Origin of the sequence: Chryseobacterium flavum (assembly GCF_003385595.1) — a bacterium.
Classification (GTDB): domain Bacteria; phylum Bacteroidota; class Bacteroidia; order Flavobacteriales; family Weeksellaceae; genus Chryseobacterium; species Chryseobacterium flavum.
Genome location: NZ_QNUE01000008.1, coordinates 31,024 through 54,765 on the forward strand (window position 1 = coordinate 31,024; position 23,742 = coordinate 54,765).

Here is a 23,742-nt window from a genome sequence, read left to right on the forward strand (position 1 = left end):
CAGATGGAACTTGCGTTTCATATAAGATCTGAATTCAAATTTAAATAATTTATTTTTTAACCAATAAGGCAATATTTTCAACATGATGGGTCTGTGGGAACATATCTACCGGTAATATTTTAACCAGTGTATAATATTCCTTCATCAATGCCAGATCTCTCGCCTGTGTAGCCGAGTTGCAGCTTACATACACTACTTTTTCAGGTGAAAGCTTCAGGATCTGCTCTACCACCTTCTGATGCATCCCGTCTCGTGGGGGATCTGTGATCAGAATATCTGCTTTAGGATGATTAGCTAAGAATTCATCATTGAAAATATCTTTCATATCTCCACAATAGAAAGTTGTATTGGTAAGTCCATTTAATTCAGCGTGCTCAATTGCTGCATCTATCGCTTCCTGCACCGATTCAATTCCAATTACCTGTTTTGCATTTCTTGCAACATATTGTGCAATTGTTCCTGTTCCCGTATACAGATCATACACTACTTCATCTCCTTTCAAATCTGCAAATTCCAAGGTCTTTCTGTATAATTCCAATGCCTGTTTATAATTGGTTTGAAAGAATGACTTCGGCCCGATCTTAAATTTCAATCCGTCCATTTCTTCCATCAGATATCCATCACCAGAATATACATTAATGTCCAGATCATAGATTGAATCATTAGCTTTTGGATTAATAGCGTATACCAAAGTTTTAATCTGAGGAAACTTTTCTAATAAAAACTGGAAAAGCTTTTCTCTGTTCTCCTTTTCCTCGCGGAAAAGCTGAAAAAGAACCATCCATTCTCCTTTGGAATTCTGTCTCATCATTAAAGTCCTCAGGAAACCTTCATGGTTCCTTACATCAAAAAAGTCAAGACCATTCTGAACACTATATTCTTTTACTGCAAGCCTTATTGCATTAGAAGGATCTTCCTGCAGGAAACATTCTTTAAGATCTAAAATTTTACTCCACATTCCGGGAATATGAAATCCTAAAGCATCTTTACTCCCAAAATTTTCTTCAGAACTTATTTCGTACTGAGTAAGCCATCTTGCATTAGAAAAGGAAAACTCCATCTTATTTCTATAAAAATACTGTTCTTCAGAACCCAGGATAGGTACCGTTTCAAAATCATCAATACCTCCAATTCTTTTAATATTGTTATATACTTCTTCCTGTTTAAAATCAAGCTGCTTTTCATAGCTCATATTCTGCCATTTACATCCTCCACAGGTTCCGAAATGTATACATTTAGGCTCTGTTCTGAACGGAGATTTCTCTAAGATGTCTATTGCTTCCGCTTCATAGTATTTGGATTTTGCTTTTTTGACTCTTACATTTACCAGATCTCCGGGAATAGCTCCTGAAACCAGTACTGTTTTACCCTCTTCTGTTCTTCCAATAGCAACACCTTTTGCACCGGCAGCCACAAGCTTAATATTTTCAAGAATAATATTTTTCTTCTTTTTCATTCTACAAATTCTATTTTTTCTGTATTTGAAACCGTTCCGTTCCGTTCTGCAAAAATACAATAAAAAAAACCTTATCCGAAGATAAGGTTTTCATCTATATCAAAGTTTACTATTTCGTTGGAGCCGATTGTGGGTTTGCCGGTTGCTGGGCAGACGGGTCTACCTGTAATCCTGGTTGCAGCTGCATATTCGGATCTACTTTAGGAGCCGAAAGACCTGTTAATTTATCCAAAACAGTTACCAGTTCCGGCTCTCCTAAATTTACGAAAGACCTGCTGGCAATTTTACCATCTTTATCAATGATAACAAAACAAGGCAATTTGAATCCGTAAACGCCGTACTTTTTAGCAATTTCTGATTCCATACCTTTTTCTCCATATACATTTACTCCCTGAATCCCCTTCAATAAAGAATTGCTTGTTTTAACAAACTGATCTTTTGTATCATCAACGTTTACAAATACAAAGTTCATTTTAGATTTATAAAAGTTAACCACTTCTTTTAATACAGGGACTGTCGCTTCACTAATATAAGGATTCCATGAAGCATAAAAGAATAACATATAAGGCTTTCCTTTGTTTTCAGAAAGCTTGTATGCTTTCCCATCCTGTTTTACCAAAGGAGCTTCAGGAGCTGCTTCACCGATTTTTAATCCTGTAATTGCTACCTGCATTTTAAGCAAGTCACTTTTAATAGTAGCATCCTTAATATCAGTATCAATGATTTTTTTGATTTTATCAATTTTATTAGCAGGAGTTGTAGGATGGATGTCGGCCTGCGCCATTACAAAAGCTAAAAGATAATCTTTAGCAGTCTGAGAGATTTCTTTTTTAGTCTTCAGATATTGGGCAAACAGCTCAGAAGTCGTAATATCTGCTTTCCCTTTACTGTTTGCTTCAGCATATTTCTGGAAATCAGGAGTCATTTTAACCAATAAGTACTGTCTGTAAAGCGGTATTGTTTTTACCATTGCATCTTTATCATCTTCTAATTTGGTTTCATAATCTTTAAAAGCTTTAGATGATTTATATGATGGGTTTCCTGCCATTGGGCCATGTGACATTTCATAGTTTGCAAGCAAATTCAGGATGGTTACTTTAACATCATTCTTTTTCCATGTCACAAGTCCGCTGCTTGGATTATTCTTTTTTGCCAGCTCATCAACGTTTTTATTGATATCTGCTTCTACTTTACGAACTCCTTTCAAAAATGCAGCTTCATCACCTGCCATCAGTTGGTTTAAGTTTACCTTACCTGCATATTCTGCCAGGAACTTCTGAGTAGCCTGTAAAAAGTCATTATTCTTTTTAGCATCTCCGGTAATAACATACTCATTTGGAAAGGTCATTCCGTTTCCTGAAATATTTACATTTTGTCCTCTTTCAAGATAGATAAGGTTCTGCCTGTTAGCATAATTAATTACATACATTCCATCTTTAGGAGCTTCAAAGTTTCCGGAAAAGTTACCGTCTTTATCTAAACCTATATTAATCAAAGGTAAGGTTCCCACTCCTGAAGCTTCTACGAATTCAATTCTTTCTAGTGGTGAACCTCCAGTAATTTTTCCTTTTACTTCTACTTTTTTTGAACAAGACATCACGAAAACCGCGATGATAAACAATAAAAGATATTTTTTCATTTCAATTTTTAATATTACACAAAAATACGCTTTTTAAGGCTTCTTAATTCACACCGATTATTTTTTTTAAAAATTTTATGAAGCCTCCCATTAAAGAGATCTCCAGCATTTTTTAGCCGCTTTCTTATTATTAAAAAACAATTCTATTACCCACCAAATATAGACTTATTAAATAAAGAATACCAAAGCATATTTAATAAGTTAACAAACTTTAACAAGAAAAATATTTTAAATAAAATTATATTCCAATAAAGATCATATAAATACCTTTGGAATAATACCCTTATGGCTTAAAAATAAGCCATAAAAAAATACCATTTATAGAAATGGTATTTTTTTAAATAAATTTAATTTATGTATTATCCCTGATCAACAAGGGCTGACATGTATTCTCTGTTCATTCTTGCAATATTTTCAAGAGAAATTCCTTTAGGACATTCTATTTCACATGCTCCTGTATTTGAACAGTTCCCGAATCCTTCTTCATCCATAGCCTTAACCATATTCAGAACTCTTCTCTTTGCTTCTACCCTACCCTGAGGAAGCAGCGCAAACTGAGAAACTTTAGCTCCTACAAACAGCATTGCTGATCCGTTTTTACAAGTAGCTACACAAGCACCACATCCGATACAGGCAGCAGCATCCATCGCTTTATCCGCATCTTCTTTAGGCACCGGAATAGCATTGGCATCCAATGTATTTCCCGAAGTATTTACAGATACGAAACCACCGGCAGCCATTACTCTGTCAAATGCACTTCTGTCTACCATTAAATCTTTAATAACAGGGAAGGCAGCACTTCTCCATGGTTCAATAACGATCGTCTCACCGTCTTTAAACATCCTCATATGAAGCTGGCATGTGGTAATACCTGTGTCCGGACCATGAGCTCTACCATTGATGTAAAGAGAACACATTCCACAGATCCCCTCACGACAGTCGTGGTCAAAAGCTACAGGTTCTTTTCCTTCGTTAATTAAGTTTTCGTTTAGAATATCCAACATCTCTAAAAATGAAGAGTCTGTAGAAACATCTGATATTTTATAGGTCTCAAACTGACCTTTAGATTTATTATTTTTTTGTCTCCAAATTTTCAGCGTAAGATGTAAGCCTTTTTTTGCACTCATAATTATATATTTATAGGTTGGAGATTATTTGTAACTTCTAGTTTTAACCTCGATGTTGTCATATATCAGCTCTTCTTTATGCAGAATCTCATTGTTGATATCTGCTCCCTGATATTCCCAAGCTCCGACGTATTTGTAATTAACGTCATCTCTTTCCGCTTCTCCATCCGGAGTTGAATGGTCTTCACGGAAGTGTCCTCCACAAGACTCATTTCTATGCAGGGCATCGATGGCCATTAGTTGTCCCAATTCAAGGAAGTCTGCTACTCTGAATGCTTTTTCAAGCTCAGTATTCATTCCTTCTCCTTCGCCAGGAACTTTTACGTTCTTCCAGAAGTCATTTCTTACTTCTTCTATTTCTTTGATCGCTTCTTTCAGCCCTTCAGGAGTTCTTCCCATTCCTACTTTATTCCACATAATGTGTCCTAACCTCTTATGGAAATGATCTACAGAATGAGTTCCTTTATTATTCAGGAAGAAATCAATCTTTTCTTTAATCCCTTTTTCAGCTTCATCAAACGCTCCGGAATTTGTAGGAATAGCACCAGTTCTGATGTCTGCAGAAAGATAATCTGCTATTGTATAAGGCAGTACAAAATATCCGTCAGCAAGACCCTGCATCAGTGCAGAAGCCCCCAACCTGTTTGCTCCGTGATCAGAGAAGTTTGCTTCACCAATTACAAAACACCCAGGAATTGTAGACTGAAGGTTATAATCTACCCAAACACCTCCCATAGTATAGTGAACTGCAGGATAAATCTTCATCGGAGTTTTGTAAGGATCATCCGCTGTAATTTTCTCGTACATCACAAACAGGTTCCCGTATTTCTCCTCAACCCACTTCTTACCAAGATCATAGATTTGCTGCTCTGTAGGATTATGAATATGTTTTTCAATAGCTGCTTCTTTACCTTTCTTCATAATCTCCGTGGAGAAATCAAGGTAAACACCTTCCTTCGTATCATTATTCTCAATTCCAAATCCTGCATCACATCTTTCCTTAGCGGCTCTTGAAGCAACATCTCGAGGTACAAGGTTACCGAATGCAGGGTATCTTCTTTCAAGATAATAATCTCTATCTTCTTCTTTAATATTTTCCGGTCTTAGTTTACCTTCTCTGATGGCTACTGAATCTTCAATCTTTTTAGGAACCCAGATTCTTCCTGAGTTTCTCAGTGACTCAGACATCAAAGTAAGCTTAGACTGCTGTGTTCCGTGTACAGGAATACAAGTCGGGTGAATCTGCACATAACAAGGGTTCGCAAAGAAAGCACCTTTCTTATGAATTTTCCATGCAGCAGAAACGTTTGATCCCATTGCATTGGTAGAAAGGAAATATACATTTCCATATCCTCCGGACGCAATTACGACAGCATGAGCTGAATGTCTTTCAATCTCTCCCGTTACTAGGTTTCTTGCAATAATCCCTCTTGCCTTTCCGTCAACAATTACAAGGTCCATCATTTCGTGACGGTTGTACATTTTGATTCTTCCTTTACCGATCTGACGGCTCATGGCAGAATATGCACCTAATAACAGCTGCTGGCCGGTTTGTCCTTTTGCATAGAATGTTCTTTTTACCTGAACCCCACCAAATGAACGGTTATCTAATTGTCCTCCATATTCTCTTCCGAAAGGAACACCTTGTGCCACGCACTGGTCAATGATATTTGCAGAAACTTCCGCTAATCTGTAAACATTGGCTTCTCTTGCTCTATAATCACCACCTTTTATAGTATCATAGAATAATCTGTACGTAGAGTCACCGTCACCCTGATAATTTTTAGCGGCGTTAATCCCCCCCTGAGCAGCAATAGAGTGTGCTCTTCTTGGAGAATCCTGATAGCAGAATGCTTTTACATTGTACCCCTGTTCCGCTAAAGTAGCAGCAGCAGAACCTCCTGCCAAACCTGTACCTACAACAATAATATCAATCTTATCTCTGTTGTTTGGTGCAACAAGGTTCATATGGTCTTTATGATTTTTCCATTTATCCTTTAAAGGACCTGCAGGAATTTTTGAATCTAATTTACTCATATTTGTATATTGATATTATTGAGTTACAAAGTGAAAAATTGCGATAAAAACAAAACCGGCAGGAATAAGGATTGAATACCATTTTCCAAAAGCCTTGATTACCGGAGTATATTTTGGGTGTCTGGCACCGATTGACTGGAATGAAGACTGAAAACCGTGAGCCAAATGCAGTCCTAATAAAACAAAAGAAACCACATATAAAACCACTCTCCAGAGATCAGCAAACTTTTCATGAAGCTCCGGCCAGAAACGTTCTGCATCGGGAGCAATGCCTTCTAGATACTTGTAGTTCATTTCATGGAACCAGAAATCATACAAGTGTAACGCCAGAAAAGCTAGAACTACAGCCCCGGAAATAATCATATTTCTGGACATCCATGAAGAATTAGCAGAAGCGTTGTTTGCAGCGTACTTTACAGGACGTGCTTTGTTATTCTTAATTTCAAGTATAAATCCCATTACAAAATGGAAAATCACTGCAAAACCAAGAATAGGCTGCATTAAGAACTGCACAAAAGGATTATAGCCCATAAAATCAGATGCTGTATTGAACGCATCCTTATTCAGAACTGATAACAAATTGGTTGTCAAATGCAGTATAAGAAAAATCAGCAAAAACATAGCTGATAATGCCATAGCGTATTTTCTACCTATCGTAGAACTCGTTAAACCTGCCATATAAGTTTAAATTTGAATTTCCACAAAATTAAGAAATGTTAACAATATCGAAAAGTGAGAAATCTCACAATTAGCCAGTTTGTAATCTTTCTAAATAAGACTTAAAACGTTATAAATAAAGGAAAAATAAAAATGAAGTTAAAGGTTATTTCAAGTCATAAACCTGTTCCTGAAACACTATTTTTCGTACTGAAGACGAATAGGTTTTTATCTCATAATCGCTTATCCTTCTTGATGAACAGTAAGGATTAATAACATAACGGGTAATCTTTTTCTGTTCAGCTTTTTCAGGAACCCAGAAACATACTTTATTCCCTTTTTTAACCAATAAAACCTGATCTTTATTAAAGTGATGAAAAACAACCTCATCTTTTTGATTTTCAATAATATCAGATCCTATTCTAACGATTAAAAACAAGACTACAGATATTAGCAATTCCATAAAATTCTTAAAATTAATACTTAGAATAAAAGATCTGAAAAGATATACTACCCCCAGTATTGTTACAACTTCTGGCAGATTCATTGGGATATTTTCAAAAAACAGCATATCTACTTTGCCAAACCAATGGATTGTTTTTAATAAAAACTGAATTGTTGTATCATATATTGTATAAATATATTCCAGGTTGGTTTGAAAAGCAGCAAGAATCGTCACCAAAAAGGAAAATACAATAATTATTTCCGAAAAAGGAACAATAACAAAATTAGCAATCACTGAGATGAAAGAAAACTGGTGAAAATAATACAAAACCACAGGAAGTGTAGCCAGTTGTGCTGAAACTGAAATGGTAATGGTATTAAATATCAGTTTTTTAAGATAATGATCCTGTCTCGGAAAAAGCTTTAACAGAGGTTGATTCAACCAGAAAATTCCCAAAACAGCTAAAAAACTGAGTTGAAATCCTACATCAAAAAGCTGATGCGTATCAAAAAATAAAATAATAAGTGCTGACAAAGCAAGGGAATGCAGCAGATCCGGTTTTCTCTGCAACATAATATAAATGAAATAAACACTCAGCATGATACAAGACCTTAAAACTGAATTTCCAAAACCTATAAACATTGCAAAAAACCATATAAATACAAGACTTACAATGATTGCATACTTTCTTAAATCCAAATGAATAAAACGTACCAGCAAAAAGTAAAACATTCCGAAAATGACCATAATATGAGTACCTGAAATAGCCAGCAAATGAACAAGACCGGTTTTGTTAAAATCTTCCAATACCCCCATGTCAATTTCTGTTCTGTCAGCCAATATAATGCCTTTTAAAAAAGCCTTCGTTCCTTCTGACATCCTGGTATTATCAATATTTTGTAAAACTTCAAGTCTTTGCTGCCTGATTACATCCCCAAAACTCAGATTCGGTTTATCTGCATGTGAAAGATCACCGGAAAGATAACATTGATACTCAATATTTTTACGCCTCAGATATCCGGCATAATCAAACTGGAAATCATACTTCGGAGGTTTTACCTGTACAATATTAGCCCGGGCCTTATAATAATGTTTAAAATCAGCCTCAATACTGTTTCTCGGGATATAAATGATGGCGTGAAAACTTTTATTTCCGGCTTGAACGGCTCCCTCATATTTCCTGTATTTCTCCGTCGAATTTAATTGCTGAGAAACACTAAAAACGATATCCTGCTTTTCTTTTAAATCTATTCCATAATCAGGAGAAAAAGTATTGAAAAAATGAAAAATAATTCCTAGACAAAAAAATAATATGCCCAATAAGTAAGGCTTCACTTTACTCAAAAAATAAGAATGCAGAAACAGGGAAATTAAAATTCCAGCACAACTTATAATTGTAAAATAAATAAAAGTATTTTCCAATAAATATCTATCCTGAAGAAATATTCCAAGGATAAAACATACTGTTAAAATAAAAAGTGGCTGTCTGTTCAAGTTCTCATCAGTTATTTTTCTAAAATAGGAACTAAAACGGTTATTTATCTACCTCTGTGCTTACCAAATAAATGCCCTGAAAATTCTCAAAGAGATTAACAGGGCGCTTGTTTTTTTACTCTAAAATAATGTTTAAATAAAAAGTTTTACTTTTCTTTTAAAAACACATCGGTCAGACGCTTTGTTTCTTTAATATACAGCCAGGGATCTTTTCCATAATCCTCATAAATAAATTCTCCGGTCCTTTTTGGAATTGCAGGTTCTATCTGCGTTCCTTCATGCCATTCATTAAATGAAGTTATTCCTATAATTTCAGGATTAATTTTTATCGCAGCATTAAACATATTTTCGTAATATCTGCCATTATCACGGCTTTTGAAATTAGCTTCATTCCATGGTCTTATCCTTGTATCCGAATATCCGGGTCCAACACAAGGTATGAAAATCATGTGATGATCCTTTGCATATTTAGCAAGAAAATTCCAGTTAGAAGTTGTACTTCCAAAGACAAAACCTTCACTGGCAAAATATGTGTAAAAGCCATCAAATCCAGACTTATCAAAGAAGACACTGTCATTTTGATCTACCCACAATCCTATATAGAATGCATCCAGATCTGTATTACGTACCGTTTTTTGACCACTCACGGAAAGCATTTCCGACCATTCTTCAGGAGAGATCTTATAACTGTCATACACATAATACAGAGGTTTTCCATCCTTCTTGTAAAAAGCCGGATGATGAGAATATGTTTTAATAAGATAGGAAAGCTGTTCCTTAAGTTCAGTAATTGTTTTATAAAACGGTTCTATATGAAATGCTATTTTCAGATCATACCGGTTAGCAATATCCAGATATTTAATCATGCTTTTATCTGTGAAAGAATCTTTTCCCAGCCAACTTACAACAACGACCCCTACTCCTGATTCTTTGATCATTTTCATATGTTTCTCAATGATCTTCCTGTCATTAGAGCTGTAATTACCCAGAGCAGGATAAAAATTAGCACCTATGTCATCGCCTCCTTTGTAATGGCCGAGATTATTCCATTTTGGATTATTCCAATGAGGGATGATTTCATGGTTCCAATGTTGAAGGCTTCCATCAACAGCCTGATTTCCATACCAGCCATAATAGAATATCTGAACTTTATCTCTTGAGTTATTCTTCTGAGCAAAGCTATTTGAAAAGGAAAAAAGACTTAGGACAAGCAGCAGAAAGTTTTTTAAATAATTCATTCCAGTAACAATTTGTACTTCTTATAAAATTTTAATTTTTCATACTTTTAAAATTACCCGGGCTGCATGATCACTCGCTCCTTTACCTCCTAACTTCTCTCTTAAAAGGGCATAATCATTCAGTACCTGTTTTCTCTTCTCCCCTTCCAGAATTTTATTAAGTTCATCAACAAGATTTTTAGTATTGAGATCATTTTGAATCAGCTCTTTTACAACTTCCCTATCCATGATCAGGTTCACTAGGGAAATGTAGTTAATGTTTTTTACAAGCCTTTTCGCTATTGCATAGGAAATTTTACTTCCCCGGTAACAGACAACCTCCGGAATATTTAATAAAGCAGTTTCAAGTGTTGCTGTTCCCGAAGTAACAAGGGCTGCTTTTGAACACCGCAGCAGATCGTAAGTCATATTAGATACAAAATGTACATTATCATCTACATATCTTTGATAAAATTCTTTGGGAAGACTTGGAGCTCCGGCTATTACAAATTGATAGTTTTTGAAATAAGGCCTCACGGAAAGCATCATTTCAAGCATCTTCTCAACTTCTTGTTTTCTGGACCCCGGAAGGAGTGCAATAATTTCCTTTTCGTTCAGTCCGTTTTCTGTCTTAAACTGGTCAATATTAATTTCTTTCAGATCAGAAATAGCATCCAATAACGGATGTCCTACAAAATGAGAGTGGACTCCATGTTTACGGTAAAAATCTTCTTCAAACGGAAGAATGACCATCATTTCATCAACATATTTTTTAATGATCTCTACCCGTCCTTCTTTCCACGCCCAAAGCTGTGGGGAAATATAATAGATTACCTTAATCCCTAATTCTTTGGCAAATCTGGCAATTCTTAAATTAAACCCCGGATAGTCAATCAGTATTAAAATATCAGGCCTGTTCTTTTTTATGTCTTCTTTACAGAATGCTATATTGTTCAGAATTGTTCTCAGGTTCATCACAACTTCAAGAAACCCCATAAAGGCCAGATCCCGATAATGTTTTACCAGCACTCCGCCCTGGGCTTTCATCAGATCGCCGCCCCAAAATCTAAACTCTGCATGGGAGTCCTGTTGTTTTAAGGATTTCATTAAATTGCTTCCATGCAGATCACCGGAAGCCTCTCCCGCAATAATATAATATTTCATTTCTTCCGAAATCTTTATTTGTTTTTATGACCATCAGAAACACATTATAATTATGGGAGGTTTCTATGGTAAGGATAGAGAACAAATTAAAATGTATATTGATCTTAATTTGTAAATTTGTTCAAAGATAACGATAAAAATGTCAGAAGAATTTGAAATCCGAAATAAAGTTGCAGAAAGCGGCCTTATAAATTTTGACCTTACGACCTTACTCCCAAAAGGAGAAAGAAAGGGTATTGATCTTAAAGATTTTCTTTTTCAGGAAATGATCCTGAAAGAAAAAGATTTTCGTGAAAAAGTAGAGGCTATTAATGTTGAAGAATACAAGGATGCATACATCTATATCTACAATTCCGTAGATACAATTATTCCACTTTGGGCTTATTTTGTACTGACTGCAAAGCTTACAGATGTGGCTAAAAAAATCGTTTTCGGTGATCGTGAGGACCTGGAGATTATTCTTATGCATAATGCTATTCAGACCTATGACTTTGAGGAAATGAGAGGCAAAAGAGTTTTGGTAAAAGGGTGTTCAGATAAAGAAATTCCGGAAAATGCTTATATCGAACTGGTCGAACAATTAAAGCCTGTTGTAAAATCATTGATGTTCGGAGAAGCCTGTTCAAATGTTCCTATTGTAAAGAACTAGAATGAATAAATATTTATCCGCAGTTTTTATATTCTTCATTTTCCTGGCCATTTATTATAGCGGAAGCTTTACGAAAATTCCTTTTGCAGATGCCATTGGCTTTGTACTTCCGGCAGAACAGGGTGATTTTGTGACAACCGCTACCGCTACCACTCATTTTTTATATATTAACACGGTTATTTTCATTAAAAATATTTCGGGCGCAAATGCTATTGAAGCCAGCCGGTTTCTGATTATCGTATCAGCATCTCTTACGGTCTCTATAATTTATTGTACAGTACGAAGTATTACCAAACTTGAATGGGTCTCAATTGTTTCCACATTTATTTTTGGTTTTAGTTTCTCATTCTGGAAAAATGCAGAAATAGTAGAAGTTTACACATACAATTCTCTATGGCTGAGTTTGTTTTTCTTTTCCGTAGTCAGAAGCTTCGTGGATGATAAGAAAAAATATATTATTTTAAGCGGTGTATTTTTAGGAATTAGCTTTTGGGTACATATTCAGAATATATTACTCATTCCGGCTTTTATTTTATTCATTTATTATTTCAGAAAGGAAATGAAATATGCGTATACTTCTTTATTATTATTTCTGCTGATATTTGCCTCCATTACAATCTTAAATATTTTTCAGGGGCTTTCTCTGAGTTCACCCTATACTTCTGAACGGGGATCATGGCTTTCAGATTCGTTTAAAAAAACGGTGACCCAGTATATCCAGGATCTTATAAAATCCGTAGTATATATCATTTACAACTTTAATATATTTACTGTACCAGGGATTGCAGGAATCTATTTTTTATACAGGTCTAACAAAAAAATGTTCCTTGTTTTTTTCATAGGATCTGTATGTATATATGGATTTGCAACCTTTTATGCCGTTACAGACAATTACGTTTTCTTTATTCCTTTTAATATGATATTCGCATTATCTGTGGGCTACGGACTGTCCCGGATAAAATATCCTGTAGTAAAAAAAATTTCCTGGATATGTCTCTTCATCCCTCTTTTTTATGTATTATCCCTTAAAGTGGTGTCATTTACCGAAAAAGGACAGGATTTTGATCACTACAAAAAATATAAAGGCGGCCTGGAGTACTATATGCTTCCATGGATGAACAACAATGTCGGCATTCTGGAATTTACGATAGACAAAAAGACAGCCCCTGATCCTATATTCTGGATGACCGAAGAAGCAGAGAAATATATTGAGCTGCTAAAGAGCAAAGGATTCACAGAGGAGGAAATCAGAAAACTTTAACAATAATTATGACCGGTAGCCATTTTGTGAACCATAATTTTTGATAACTTTGAGCTACTTAACACTTTAAAATAAACACAAAAAATGAGTTTAATAGACCTACTTACAGGGAATACGAGCAACCAGGTTGCTGAACAGGCTGAAAACAAATTTGGAATCAGCAGAAATCAGGTTATTGCCTTACTGGCTGTAGCAACTCCCCTGATCATTTCTTATTTGAGAAATAAATCTCAGGACGCTAAAGAAGCGGAAGCGTTAAACAATGCTCTGGACAAAGATCATAATGGGAGTATTCTTGATGATGCTTCGCAGGTAGAAGCCAGACAAGCTGAAGGAGGTTCTATTCTTAATCATATTTTCGGTGGTCAAAAAGGTAATGTGGAAAACCAGCTTTCTCAAAACACCGGAATTTCAATTGATAAAATCGGTCCTATCCTGGCAATGCTCGCTCCTGTTATCATGGGGTATATAGGACAGCAAAAACAGCAAAATAATGTAGGAGCAGGAGGCTTAGGAGATCTTTTGGGAGGAATCCTGGGAAATGCTTCTAACCAGGCACAGGCACAACAATCCAGTCCTTTGAATGACATTTTGGGAAGTGTTTTGGGAGGAGGCCAGTCTCAGTCATCAGGAAATCCTTTGAATGATATTTTGGGAAGCGTGCTTGGCGGAGGAAATAATAACCAGCAACAACAAGGTGGCCTGGGAAGCATTCTTGGAAATATTCTTGGAGGAAAATAATTAGTTTAATTTGTTATAAAAAAAGACCAAGGATTATTCTTTGGTCTTTTTTATTGCTATTTTTTAGTTTTTTCTTCAGAGGTTACAAAGGATTTTGAGGCTTTCTTAGGCCTTCTTTTTCCATAGCTTCCTGAATTGATCTTACCTCTTCTTGACTTTTTATCTCCTTTTCCCATAGTAATAAGTATTTGTTGTTCTTACGAATTTAGGAAATATTCTTTTAAAATCCAATGCATTGCATGACAAAGTAGAAATCTGAAATTCAGTTCTCTTAAACTTTTACTGTTTTCCACTTTCCTCTTTTAAATAAAATAAAGGCTACTACAGTAATAAGGGTTTCAGCTGCCGGTATTGAAATAAAAACACCCTTAGGGCCCATTCCCCAATATTTTGCTAGAAAATAAGCTAAAGGAATCTGAAACAGCCAGAATCCGAACAGATTTACCCAGGTTGGGGTCCATGTATCTCCTGCACCATTGAATGCATTGATCATCACCATTCCTATTCCATAAAAAATAAATCCCGTACTCATAATATGAAGTGCATTTTTTGCAAAATTCATAATCTCAGTTTCGCGGGTAAAAAAGCTAACCAGAAAATTACCCATTAAGAGGAATATCAGGCTGACTGCTAACATAAAGATCACATTATATTTTACGGTTTTCATTACAGACTCTTCTGCTCTCAGCATCTCATTGGCTCCCATATTTTGTCCTACCAGTGTAGAGGCAGCATTACTTAACCCCCAGGCTGGAAGCATAAAAAACATCATTAATCTTAATGCGGTCTGATAACCTGCAGAAGCATTCTCTCCTCCTGTAGTGGCTACAAGTTCTGCCAGAAAAATCCAGCTGCATGATGCAATGACAAACTGAAAGATTCCCGGTGTTGCAATCTTTATAATGGATCTGATCAGATCAGAATCCGGTTTAAAATAGCTAAGCCTTATTCGGATCTGCGTATCAGCTACAAGGAGATGATATAGCTGATACATCACCCCGATACTCCGTCCTATTGTGGTGGCTAATGCAGCACCTGTTAATCCCAACGCGGGAATAGGCCCCACACCTTTAATTAAAACCGGACAGAGAATAATATTGGCAATATTGGCAATCCATAAACTTTTCATTGCAATCATTGCATTTCCTGCTCCTCTGAAAATTCCATTTATTAAAAACAAAAGCATAATAATAGTACTGCTTCCCATCATAATTCTTGTGAAATTTTTCCCATACGCCGCAGCCTCCGGCTTTGATCCCATCAGAATCAGAATTTCTTCAGCATATATTACCCCCAATACACTTAAAATGAAAGTGATCAGAAATGACACCAGCAAAACCTGGGCAGCGCTTCTGGAAGCCTGTTCCGGATTCTTTTCCCCAATCCGTCTTGCTACCAAAGCCGTTGCTGCCATACTCATTCCAATCGCAATAGAATACATTACAGAAAGAACAGATTCTGTAAGCCCTACAGTCTGAATGGCAAAACCACTCTCTTTTAAATGTCCTACAAAATACAGATCAACCAAAGCAAATACAGATTCCATAGCCATTTCCAACATCATCGGGATGGCTAAAAACAGTACCGCACTCCTGATACTTATCTTCGTATAGTCTGCTTCTTCACCACTCAGCGCTTTTTTAAGGAAACTTATATATCGGGTCATAAATTTTCTATTTATCAGCAAAAATATTGATTCAGAAATAATCAGGACTTAGCATATGAAAAGTTTTTTCATGTATTTCAAGGATAAAATTATCTGCAATGCTTTTTATAGCTATCAAAATGAGCAACAAGAAGGTATCCAAAAATTAATTGATGAAGCAGCGTTGAAAAAATAGGCAACATCGCTTTTAACGATTTTTTCAGATATATCATAAATACAGGCAAATGTTATCAAAACTTAGCAATTGCTAATAAAATTTAATTAGATTTGTATATTCTAAAAAATAGTTCTTATGAAAAAAATAATCTCTACTACTTTTCTATTTGGAATGTTATTATCTGCCGGTATGTTTTCTGCTCAACAGCTTTCTCAGGCAAAAATGAAAGCCATCAACTCTGATAATATAACAACATTTAAAAAGCAGTTTGCACCGGGAGATTACAATAAGTGCTTTACGATTGGTCAGGAATCTTATACACCACTTGGCTTCAGTGCCCTGTACGGAAGCAATACGATCATCAAGTTTCTACTGAACAGCAAAGTGAATATTAATAAGAAATGTAAGGATAAAACACCGCTGGAATTGGCAGAAACAGGAAAAAGAGAAGAAACAGCCCAGTTACTGATTCAGCATGGAGCAACTAGAAACTAAAACAGATTAAAAAATTATACAAGACTTCCGAAAGGAAGTTTTTTTGTTTATAAAACTTTCAAAAACCTTATCTTTGCCAACGAAAAAAGCAAGGTTTATATATGAACCTTAAACATTGAACTTTAAACAAATAATTATGTTTCGATCACACACCAATGGAGAGCTATCTCTAAAAAATCTGAATGAAGAAGTTACACTATCAGGATGGGTACAGACTATCCGTGACAAAGGATTTATGATTTGGATAGATCTTCGGGATCGTTACGGAATTACCCAGCTGGTTTTTGACCAGGAGCGATCTTCTGCACAGTTAATGGAAGAAGCAAAAAAGCTGGGGCGTGAATTTGTAATTCAGGTTACCGGAAAAGTTATTGAAAGGGTAAGCAAAAACCCAAACATTCCAACAGGAGAAATTGAACTTTTAGTGGAAAAATTAGTTGTTCTGAATGATTCACAGCTTCCACCTTTCACTATTGAAGATGAAACAGATGGCGGAGAGGAATTAAGAATGAAATACCGTTATCTGGATATCAGAAGAAATCCGGTTAAAGAAAAACTGATTTTCCGTCACAAAATGGCTCAGAAAGTAAGAAATTACCTTTCTGATGAAGGTTTTATTGAAGTAGAAACTCCCGTTCTCATTAAATCAACTCCCGAAGGAGCCAGAGATTTTGTAGTACCAAGCAGAATGAATCCGGGACAGTTTTATGCATTGCCTCAATCTCCCCAAACATTCAAACAGCTTTTGATGGTGGGAGGAATGGATAAATATTTTCAGATCGTAAAATGTTTCCGTGATGAGGATTTAAGAGCTGACAGACAGCCTGAATTTACACAGATAGACTGTGAAATGGCTTTTGTAGAGCAGGAAGATGTCATGAATGTATTCGAAGGAATGACTAAAACACTTTTGAAAGATATTACAGGTCAGGAGTTTGGTAACTTTCCGAGAATGACGTTTGCGGATGCCATGAGAAAATATGGAAATGACAAACCGGATATCCGTTTCGGGATGGAGTTCGTAGAACTTAATGAACTGGTAAAAGGAAAGGATTTTAAAATATTTGATGATGCAGAATTAGTGGTCGGAATTAACGTAGAAAGATGTGCAGAATATACAAGAAAGCAGATTGATGAACTTGTTGATTGGGTAAAGCGTCCGCAGATTGGAGCTTCAGGAATGGTTTGGGTAAAATTCCAGAATGACGGAGTAAAAACCTCATCAGTAAATAAATTCTATACTGAAGAAGATCTGACAAAGATTATTGAAAAATTTGGAGCAAAAGAAGGCGACTTGATGCTTATTCTTTCCGGAAACGAAAACAAGGTAAGAGCCCAGCTTTCAGCATTGAGGATGGAACTTGGAAACCGTTTGGGATTAAGAAAAGGAAATGAGTTTGCCCCACTTTGGGTGGTAGACTTCCCGCTATTGGAATGGGATGAGGAGACAGGGAGATATCATGCAATGCACCATCCGTTCACCTCTCCAAAACCGGAAGACATCCATTTACTGGAAACAGATCCGGGAAAAGCAAGAGCCAATGCTTATGATATGGTTCTTAACGGAAATGAAATCGGAGGAGGATCAATCAGGATTTTTGATAAAGAATTACAATCGAGAATGTTTGATCTGCTAGGATTTACAAAAGAAGAAGCAGAAGCTCAGTTTGGATTCCTGATGAATGCTTTCAAATACGGAGCTCCTCCTCATGGTGGTTTAGCATTCGGATTTGACCGTCTGGTAGCAATTCTGGATGGCAATGAAGTGATCAGGGATTATATTGCCTTCCCTAAGAATAATTCAGGACGGGATGTCATGATTGATGCGCCTGCTCCTATTGCTGATGCACAGCTTGATGAGCTTGAATTAAAATTAGATTTAAAAGCATAAATTTAAAGCGGGGCGATGCCCCGCTTTTTCATTTGATGATTGAATCGTATGATAAATGTTTTGGAAATACCTTATTTCATTTTCAAAATCTGATCCCTCCCAGGCCCGATAGAAAGATAACTTACAGGAATTTCCAATTCAGTCTCCAGATAAATCAGAAAATCAGTTAATTCTTCAGGCAATTCAGATCTATTTTTTATACTGGAAAAATCAGCCTTCCAACCTGCCATCCATTTCAGGACAGGTTTTGCATGATGAGGAAGAGCACCTGAAACCGTTTCAATGGTCCCGTCTTCCAGTTCGTAATGAGTACAAACAGCCACTGATTTTAATCCGCTTAAGACATCTGCTTTGGTGAGGACCAGCTGAGTAACGCCATTAATCATTACAGCATATTTTAAAGCCGGAATATCCAGCCACCCGATCCTTCTTGGTCTGCCTGTATTAGATCCAAATTCATTTCCTTTCATTCTGAGTTCATCTCCGAACTCATCTAGAATCTCCGTTGGAAATGCCCCATTGCCTACTCTTGTACAATATGCTTTTGCAATCCCATAAATATCACCCATTTTTTTAGGTGAAATACCTAACCCTGAGCAAGCTCCTGCTGCTGTGGCTGAAGAAGATGTCACGTAAGGATATGTACCATGATCAATATCCAGCATTGTAGCTTGTGAACCTTCTGCCAGTATCTTTTTTCCATCGGATAGAGCATTATTAAGATATATTTCGGTTTCTGTACAATTGAATTTTTTCAGAAAATCTATTGCATCAAAAAATTCTTCGATGACCGGTTCCAGAGCAGGTAGGGCAACCATTCCTTTATCTTCCAGCATTTTGTAGTCTCTTTTCAAAATATGCTGTACCCGGCTTTGAAAATCCGGAAGGAACATATCCCCTACTCTCAGATTCTGTCTTAATATTTTATTTGAATAAGCCTGTGCTATCCCGTTTCTGGTTGTTCCAATTGTTGTATAATCAGAGCTTTCTTCCATAAAAATATCAAGAAGCTTATAGGTTGGCAATACCAAATGGGCTTTGAGGGAAATAATTATATTTTTTTCCGGCTGAATGGCTGGCTCAAAAGTATGGAGATTCAGTATTTCTTTTTTAAAACTTACAGGATCAAGAACTGTTCCGGTGCCAATTACATTCTGAACTTCTTTCATAAAGATTCCCGAAGGAATCATTTTAAGTGTAATTCTTTTCCCGTTACGTTCAATACTATGTCCTGCATTAGCTCCGCCATTAAAGCGGGCTGTAATATCATAATTTTCGCTGATCAGATCAATAAATTTACCTTTTCCTTCATCTCCCCATTGCAATCCTAATACAATATCCATATTTAAAATTTTATGATACAAAGCTATGACCGTTTGAAAAGGCAGCCATTGTCATTTGGCAAAAAGAGCAGTTGTATTAGAAACAGATAGTAAGTTTATTATATTCAATGCTGAAAACCATGATTTTAACACAGCTAATCCTAAACCTTTAATCCATCATTTATCACTACAACTAAATATTTCTTCTGATACGGCTTAATGAAGAAGGTGTTACTCCAAGGTATGAAGCCAGCATAGACTGGGGAACTCTGTTGGCCAGTCCGGGATAATGATTTAAAAAATGGATATACCGGGATTTTGCATCCTGATTAAGCATAATACTTGCTACTTTTAATTTATTTTCAGCAACAAATCCGTGAATTCTGGCAAATAATACAGGCCATACAGAAATCTTTTCTTCGAGTATTTTAAAATGCTTCAGATCAATAACCAGCAATACAGCATCAGTTATGGCCTCGATATATTCATGAGCAGGCAATTGGTCGGTAAATCCCTGAAAGTCTCCGATGAATCGTCCCTCATAAATAAAATAACGGGTAAAATCATCTCCTTGTTTATTATAATACAGAGACCGGAAAACGCCCTCTTTTACAAAAGCAATCCTCTGACTTACTTTTCCGGCTTCTACAAAAATTTCGCCTTTCTGTACGGTTACTTCCTGGATTCCTTCGCCAATAAGAAGCTCATCCCTGTCACTCAACACCCCGAATTTTCTGATATAATTAAAAAGCTCTTCCATGATGATTTTTATCCGCAGATTATGGAAATATAAAGATATGAAAGTAAAACATTAAAACAATTGCCATTTGACAAAAAGCCTTTAAAACATACCACACCAGCCTCACACGGCATATTAATTGCTTGATTTTTAAAAACGTAAGACAATGAAAGCAATTTGGAATGGCGCCATTGGCTTCGGTTTAGTAAACATTCCCGTTAAGATTTATTCTGCAACAGAAACCAGTAAATTAGATCTCGACATGCTTGATAAATCTGATTTTTCAAATATCAGATTCAAAAGAGTAAATGAAAATACGGGGAAAGAAGTAAAATGGGAAAATATCGTCAAAGGTTATCTCATGGACGACAAATATATCGTTCTTGATGAAGAAGATTACGAAGCTGCAAGCCCTGAAAAAACGAAAATACTTTCTATTGACCAGTTTGTAAAGGAAATAGAAGTAGATAGTGTTTACTTTGAAACACCTTATTATCTGGAACCCCAGAAAAATGGTGAAAGTGCTTACAGGCTTCTCCTGAAAGCTCTTGAAGAAACAAAAATGGTAGGAATAGGAACTTTTGTTCTTCGTGAAAGCGAGGCAATTGGTATGATACGTCCCTACAATGATGATATCCTGGTTCTGAATCGTCTTAGATTTGATCAGGAAATAAGGGATTATTCAGATTTAAAAATTCCTGCCCATAAAGCTCCAAAGCCGGCAGAATTAAAAATGGCGATAAACCTTATAGAACAGCTTTCCCAGGAATTTGATCCTAAAATGTATAAAGATACCTATTCTGATGATCTGATGAAGATTATTAAACAGAAAGCGAAAGGCAAAAATATCAAAGCCAAAAAAGCCCAACCTGCACAGGAAGGTAAAGTGATTGACCTTATGGCCCAGTTAAAAGCCAGTCTTAACAGTTCCAAATCTAAATCCGCATCATAAATGGCTCTTCAGGATTATCATAAAAAGCGTAAGTTCAATGAAACGAGTGAACCAAAGGGAAAAACAAAAAAAAGTAAAAATAAACTGATTTTTGTTATTCAGAGGCATGCAGCTACCAGGCTTCATTATGATTTCAGGTTGGAAATGGAAGGTGTTTTAAAAAGCTGGGCGGTCCCGAAAGGCCCGTCGTTGGATCCAAAGGATAAACGGCTGGCAATGATGGTGGAAGATCATCCATACGACTATAAGGACTTTGAAGGAAATATTCCTGAAGGGAATTATGGAGCCGGGCAAGTTGAGGTATGGGACAGCGGTACCTATGAACCATTGGAAGAAAACTCAGCAGTTTCTGATGAAAAAGAATTGTTAAAAGAACTGCATGCAGGATCTTTAAAATTTATTTTACATGGTAAAAAACTGAAAGGTGAATTTGCTCTGGTTAAAATGAAAAATTCAGAAGACAACGCCTGGCTTCTCATCAAACATAAAGACGAATTTGCAGAAAGTCCGTATGATGCAGAAGAGAATACCTCTCCCAAATCATTGGTCACTAAATTTTTAGAGGAAAAAAAAAGCCTGAAAAAAAGCAGAAAAAAGAAATCATAACTTCAGAAAGCCATTTCAGAAGTATTAATTCTTTAACCACTGAAAAAAAATTAAAAAATTTTATCAGACCCATGTTAGCAAAACTTTCTGAGAAAGCTTTTGATGATCAGGACTGGGTCTTTGAAATAAAATGGGATGGATACAGAGCTATTGCAGATCTGAGTAATGATCAGCCACTCTTCTATTCCCGGAATGGCATTTCTTTCTTATCCAAATTCAGTAAAGTAGCCCAGGATTTCTTATTGCAAAAGCAACATATGATCCTGGATGGAGAAATTGTGGCGTATGACGAAAATGGAAGACCCAGCTTCCAGCTTTTACAACAAATTGGAGACAATCCCAATCTTGCTCTGGTATATCAGGTCTTTGACCTTCTCTGGCTAAACGGGCATTCCACAGAAGAGCTCACTCTGCTTCAGCGGAAAGAACTTTTAAAAGAAGCTTTAATTGAAACAGATACTATTAAATATTGCGATCATATCCCGGAAAAAGGAATTGAATTTTTTGAGCAGATGAAAAAGATGAAGCTGGAAGGAATGATAGCCAAACGCGCTGACAGCCAATATATAGAAAACCACAGAACCAGTGACTGGCTTAAAATAAAATTTTCAAATACAGAAGAAGCCATTATCTGTGGCTTTACTGAACCAAGAGGGTCCAGGGAAAATTTCGGTGCTTTAATCCTGGGAAAATATATTAATGACAAACTTACCTATTGTGGACATACCGGAACAGGTTTTAATAAAACTTCTTTAAGACAGCTTTATGGAGAACTTGAAAAACTAATTGTAAAAACAGCTCCATTTGATGAAATTCCAAAAACTAATATGCCGGTGACCTGGATTAAACCTGAATTGGTTTGCGAAATCAAGTATTCCGAAATTACCAAAGATGGAATTTATCGACATCCTGTTTTTATAGCTATCCGTGAGGATAAAGAACCACAGGAAGTTAAGAGTCCCGTCAATAATAAATACACCGAAAAATTTAAAGATATGAAAGCTACAACTTCTTCAAAAAAAACAGCGCACGCTGAAAAGGAAAAGGAAATCACTTTAAACAAGCATATTGTTAAACTGACCAATCAGGATAAAATTTATTTTCCTAATGATGGTATTACCAAAGGAGATGTCATTGAATATTATCAATCTGTTGCCAGTTATATTCTTCCCCATTTAAAAAATCGTCCATTATCTCTTAACCGGTTTCCTAACGGAATTGAAGAACAAAGCTTTTACCAGAAAGATGCCGGTGAACATGTGCCCGAGTGGATTAAAACAACAGAAGTATATTCTGAATCTAATGATAAATACATCGATTACATCTATTGTAACGACAAGGCAACTTTAGCTTATCTGAATAATTTGGGCTGTATTGACCTTAACCCGTGGAACAGCTCGCTTCCTGATCTGGAGCATCCTGATTATCTTGTTTTAGACCTTGATCCCTCAAAGAAAAATACATTTGATGATGTTATTGAGACTGCTCTTCAGGTCAATGAAGTCCTGAACTCAATAAAAATAAAAGGATATTGCAAAACTTCGGGTAGTACGGGAATTCATGTCTACATTCCGATGGGCGGAAATTATGATTTTGATCAGGTAAAGGATTTTGCGCATATTCTTATGAAGCAGGTTAATAAAAACCTTCCGAAAATAACAACACTGGAAAGGAGCTTACAAAAAAGAGCTTCAAATAAGATTTACCTTGATTATCTTCAAAACAGAACAGGACAAACGTTAGCCAGTGCCTATAGCCTGAGGCCTAAGGAAGGAGCTTCAGTTTCCATGCCATTGGATTGGAATGAACTTAAAGCAGGCATAAAACCAACAGATTTTAATATTAATAATGCTCTGGAAAGGATTAAAGAAAAAGGAGATCTTTTTAAACCTGTCCTGGGTAAGGGAATCGATATGATGAAAGCTTTGGAAGCTCTGCAGGAACTGAATGATTAGTTTTCTTCAGGACAGGTTAAGATAAGGAGTTTAAAATGATTCTATAAATTCCTCTTCTTTCTATACCTAAAT

20 protein-coding genes are annotated in these 23,742 nt (G+C 36.1%); 8 read left to right on the plus strand and 12 right to left on the minus strand.

Annotated elements, in window-relative coordinates; translation table 11 throughout:
- Window positions 1–49: 49 nt before the first annotated feature.
- From rlmD to lpxB, 8 genes are all read right to left on the minus strand, one after another.
- Window positions 50–1,456, minus strand: a complete 1,407-nt coding sequence (gene rlmD, locus DRF59_RS11555; RefSeq protein WP_115959906.1) for a 23S rRNA (uracil(1939)-C(5))-methyltransferase RlmD — start codon at window positions 1,454–1,456, stop codon at window positions 50–52.
- A 109-nt stretch (window positions 1,457–1,565) separates the two neighbouring features.
- Window positions 1,566–3,095 carry a TlpA family protein disulfide reductase gene (locus DRF59_RS11560; protein ID WP_115959909.1) on the minus strand — a complete coding sequence of 510 codons (1,530 nt, stop codon included), beginning with the start codon at window positions 3,093–3,095 and terminating at the stop codon, window positions 1,566–1,568.
- A 359-nt stretch (window positions 3,096–3,454) separates the two neighbouring features.
- Entirely contained in the window at window positions 3,455–4,222 is a 768-nt protein-coding gene (locus DRF59_RS11565) for a succinate dehydrogenase/fumarate reductase iron-sulfur subunit (protein WP_115959912.1), read from the minus strand.
- Window positions 4,223–4,246: 24 nt separating this feature from the next.
- Window positions 4,247–6,259 (minus strand): fumarate reductase/succinate dehydrogenase flavoprotein subunit, encoded by a 2,013-nt coding sequence (locus tag DRF59_RS11570; RefSeq protein ID WP_115959915.1) that lies wholly within the window; start codon window positions 6,257–6,259, stop codon window positions 4,247–4,249.
- Window positions 6,260–6,274: 15 nt separating this feature from the next.
- Window positions 6,275–6,937 carry a succinate dehydrogenase cytochrome b subunit gene (locus DRF59_RS11575; RefSeq protein ID WP_115959917.1) on the minus strand — a complete coding sequence of 221 codons (663 nt, stop codon included), beginning with the start codon at window positions 6,935–6,937 and terminating at the stop codon, window positions 6,275–6,277.
- A 145-nt stretch (window positions 6,938–7,082) separates the two neighbouring features.
- Window positions 7,083–8,855 carry a ComEC/Rec2 family competence protein gene (locus DRF59_RS11580; RefSeq protein ID WP_115959919.1) on the minus strand — a complete coding sequence of 591 codons (1,773 nt, stop codon included), beginning with the start codon at window positions 8,853–8,855 and terminating at the stop codon, window positions 7,083–7,085.
- Between the two features lie 146 nt (window positions 8,856–9,001).
- Window positions 9,002–10,093: a glycoside hydrolase family 99 protein gene (locus tag DRF59_RS11585; protein WP_115959921.1), complete on the minus strand. Its 1,092-nt coding sequence runs from the start codon at window positions 10,091–10,093 to the stop codon at window positions 9,002–9,004.
- A gap of 39 nt (window positions 10,094–10,132) precedes the next feature.
- Window positions 10,133–11,236: a lipid-A-disaccharide synthase gene (gene lpxB / locus DRF59_RS11590; protein ID WP_115959923.1), complete on the minus strand. Its 1,104-nt coding sequence runs from the start codon at window positions 11,234–11,236 to the stop codon at window positions 10,133–10,135.
- Window positions 11,237–11,375: 139 nt separating this feature from the next.
- On the opposite strand from lpxB, the gene DRF59_RS11595 reads away from it, so the two are divergent.
- From DRF59_RS11595 to DRF59_RS11605, 3 genes are all read left to right on the plus strand, one after another.
- On the plus strand, window positions 11,376–11,885 hold the full coding sequence (locus DRF59_RS11595) for a DUF2480 family protein (protein WP_115959926.1): 510 nt from the start codon (window positions 11,376–11,378) through the stop codon (window positions 11,883–11,885).
- Window position 11,886: 1 nt separating this feature from the next.
- Window positions 11,887–13,146, plus strand: a complete 1,260-nt coding sequence (locus DRF59_RS11600; RefSeq protein ID WP_115959929.1) for a protein O-mannosyl-transferase family — start codon at window positions 11,887–11,889, stop codon at window positions 13,144–13,146.
- A gap of 84 nt (window positions 13,147–13,230) precedes the next feature.
- A complete protein-coding gene (locus DRF59_RS11605) occupies window positions 13,231–13,887 on the plus strand; it encodes a DUF937 domain-containing protein (RefSeq protein ID WP_115959932.1) in 657 nt (218 codons plus the stop codon).
- Between the two features lie 56 nt (window positions 13,888–13,943).
- On the opposite strand, the gene DRF59_RS11610 is transcribed toward DRF59_RS11605, so the two are convergent.
- Both DRF59_RS11610 and DRF59_RS11615 read right to left on the minus strand, forming a co-directional pair.
- Window positions 13,944–14,063 (minus strand): 30S ribosomal protein THX, encoded by a 120-nt coding sequence (locus DRF59_RS11610; protein ID WP_115959935.1) that lies wholly within the window; start codon window positions 14,061–14,063, stop codon window positions 13,944–13,946.
- Window positions 14,064–14,158: 95 nt separating this feature from the next.
- Entirely contained in the window at window positions 14,159–15,553 is a 1,395-nt protein-coding gene (locus DRF59_RS11615) for an MATE family efflux transporter (protein ID WP_115959938.1), read from the minus strand.
- Window positions 15,554–15,845: 292 nt separating this feature from the next.
- On the opposite strand from DRF59_RS11615, the gene DRF59_RS11620 reads away from it, so the two are divergent.
- On the plus strand, window positions 15,846–16,205 hold the full coding sequence (locus tag DRF59_RS11620; protein WP_115959941.1) for an ankyrin repeat domain-containing protein: 360 nt from the start codon (window positions 15,846–15,848) through the stop codon (window positions 16,203–16,205).
- Between the two features lie 136 nt (window positions 16,206–16,341).
- Window positions 16,342–18,096, plus strand: coding sequence for an aspartate--tRNA ligase (gene aspS, locus DRF59_RS11625; protein ID WP_115959944.1), 1,755 nt, complete (start codon window positions 16,342–16,344; stop codon window positions 18,094–18,096).
- 71 nt (window positions 18,097–18,167) lie between these two features.
- Here the strand turns inward: aspS and DRF59_RS11630 are convergent, their stop codons facing one another.
- Window positions 18,168–19,439 (minus strand): adenylosuccinate synthase, encoded by a 1,272-nt coding sequence (locus tag DRF59_RS11630; protein ID WP_115959947.1) that lies wholly within the window; start codon window positions 19,437–19,439, stop codon window positions 18,168–18,170.
- Window positions 19,440–19,611: 172 nt separating this feature from the next.
- Window positions 19,612–20,178, minus strand: coding sequence for a Crp/Fnr family transcriptional regulator (locus DRF59_RS11635; RefSeq protein WP_115959950.1), 567 nt, complete (start codon window positions 20,176–20,178; stop codon window positions 19,612–19,614).
- 145 nt (window positions 20,179–20,323) lie between these two features.
- Between DRF59_RS11635 and ku the strand changes: the two genes are divergently transcribed.
- From ku to ligD, 3 genes are all read left to right on the plus strand, one after another.
- Complete coding sequence (ku, locus tag DRF59_RS11640; RefSeq protein WP_115959953.1) at window positions 20,324–21,109, plus strand: non-homologous end joining protein Ku; 786 nt, start codon at window positions 20,324–20,326, stop codon at window positions 21,107–21,109.
- Window positions 21,110–21,715: a DNA polymerase ligase N-terminal domain-containing protein gene (locus DRF59_RS11645; protein WP_115959956.1), complete on the plus strand. Its 606-nt coding sequence runs from the start codon at window positions 21,110–21,112 to the stop codon at window positions 21,713–21,715. It abuts the gene before it with no gap.
- 71 nt (window positions 21,716–21,786) lie between these two features.
- A complete protein-coding gene (gene ligD / locus DRF59_RS11650; protein WP_115959959.1) occupies window positions 21,787–23,670 on the plus strand; it encodes a DNA ligase D in 1,884 nt (627 codons plus the stop codon).
- Window positions 23,671–23,742 lie beyond the last annotated feature (72 nt).

Excerpts from the sequence above, each read along its gene's own strand:
- DRF59_RS11560 (WP_115959909.1), bottom strand. The coding sequence starts at position 3,095 with ATGAAAAAATATCTTTTATTGTTTATCATCGCGGTTTTCGTGATGTCT.
- DRF59_RS11645 (WP_115959956.1), top strand. The coding sequence starts at position 21,110 with ATGGCTCTTCAGGATTATCATAAAAAGCGTAAGTTCAATGAAACGAGT.
- aspS (WP_115959944.1), top strand. The coding sequence starts at position 16,342 with ATGTTTCGATCACACACCAATGGAGAGCTATCTCTAAAAAATCTGAAT.
- ligD (WP_115959959.1), top strand. The coding sequence starts at position 21,787 with ATGTTAGCAAAACTTTCTGAGAAAGCTTTTGATGATCAGGACTGGGTC.
- DRF59_RS11620 (WP_115959941.1), top strand. The coding sequence starts at position 15,846 with ATGAAAAAAATAATCTCTACTACTTTTCTATTTGGAATGTTATTATCT.
- ku (WP_115959953.1), top strand. The coding sequence starts at position 20,324 with ATGAAAGCAATTTGGAATGGCGCCATTGGCTTCGGTTTAGTAAACATT.
- DRF59_RS11565 (WP_115959912.1), bottom strand. The coding sequence starts at position 4,222 with ATGAGTGCAAAAAAAGGCTTACATCTTACGCTGAAAATTTGGAGACAA.
- DRF59_RS11570 (WP_115959915.1), bottom strand. The coding sequence starts at position 6,259 with ATGAGTAAATTAGATTCAAAAATTCCTGCAGGTCCTTTAAAGGATAAA.
- DRF59_RS11635 (WP_115959950.1), bottom strand. The coding sequence starts at position 20,178 with ATGGAAGAGCTTTTTAATTATATCAGAAAATTCGGGGTGTTGAGTGAC.
- DRF59_RS11585 (WP_115959921.1), bottom strand. The coding sequence starts at position 10,093 with ATGAATTATTTAAAAAACTTTCTGCTGCTTGTCCTAAGTCTTTTTTCC.
- DRF59_RS11615 (WP_115959938.1), bottom strand. The coding sequence starts at position 15,553 with ATGACCCGATATATAAGTTTCCTTAAAAAAGCGCTGAGTGGTGAAGAA.
- DRF59_RS11575 (WP_115959917.1), bottom strand. The coding sequence starts at position 6,937 with ATGGCAGGTTTAACGAGTTCTACGATAGGTAGAAAATACGCTATGGCA.
- lpxB (WP_115959923.1), bottom strand. The coding sequence starts at position 11,236 with ATGAAATATTATATTATTGCGGGAGAGGCTTCCGGTGATCTGCATGGA.
- DRF59_RS11630 (WP_115959947.1), bottom strand. The coding sequence starts at position 19,439 with ATGGATATTGTATTAGGATTGCAATGGGGAGATGAAGGAAAAGGTAAA.
- rlmD (WP_115959906.1), bottom strand. The coding sequence starts at position 1,456 with ATGAAAAAGAAGAAAAATATTATTCTTGAAAATATTAAGCTTGTGGCT.
- DRF59_RS11600 (WP_115959929.1), top strand. The coding sequence starts at position 11,887 with ATGAATAAATATTTATCCGCAGTTTTTATATTCTTCATTTTCCTGGCC.
- DRF59_RS11605 (WP_115959932.1), top strand. The coding sequence starts at position 13,231 with ATGAGTTTAATAGACCTACTTACAGGGAATACGAGCAACCAGGTTGCT.
- DRF59_RS11595 (WP_115959926.1), top strand. The coding sequence starts at position 11,376 with ATGTCAGAAGAATTTGAAATCCGAAATAAAGTTGCAGAAAGCGGCCTT.
- DRF59_RS11610 (WP_115959935.1), bottom strand. The coding sequence starts at position 14,063 with ATGGGAAAAGGAGATAAAAAGTCAAGAAGAGGTAAGATCAATTCAGGA.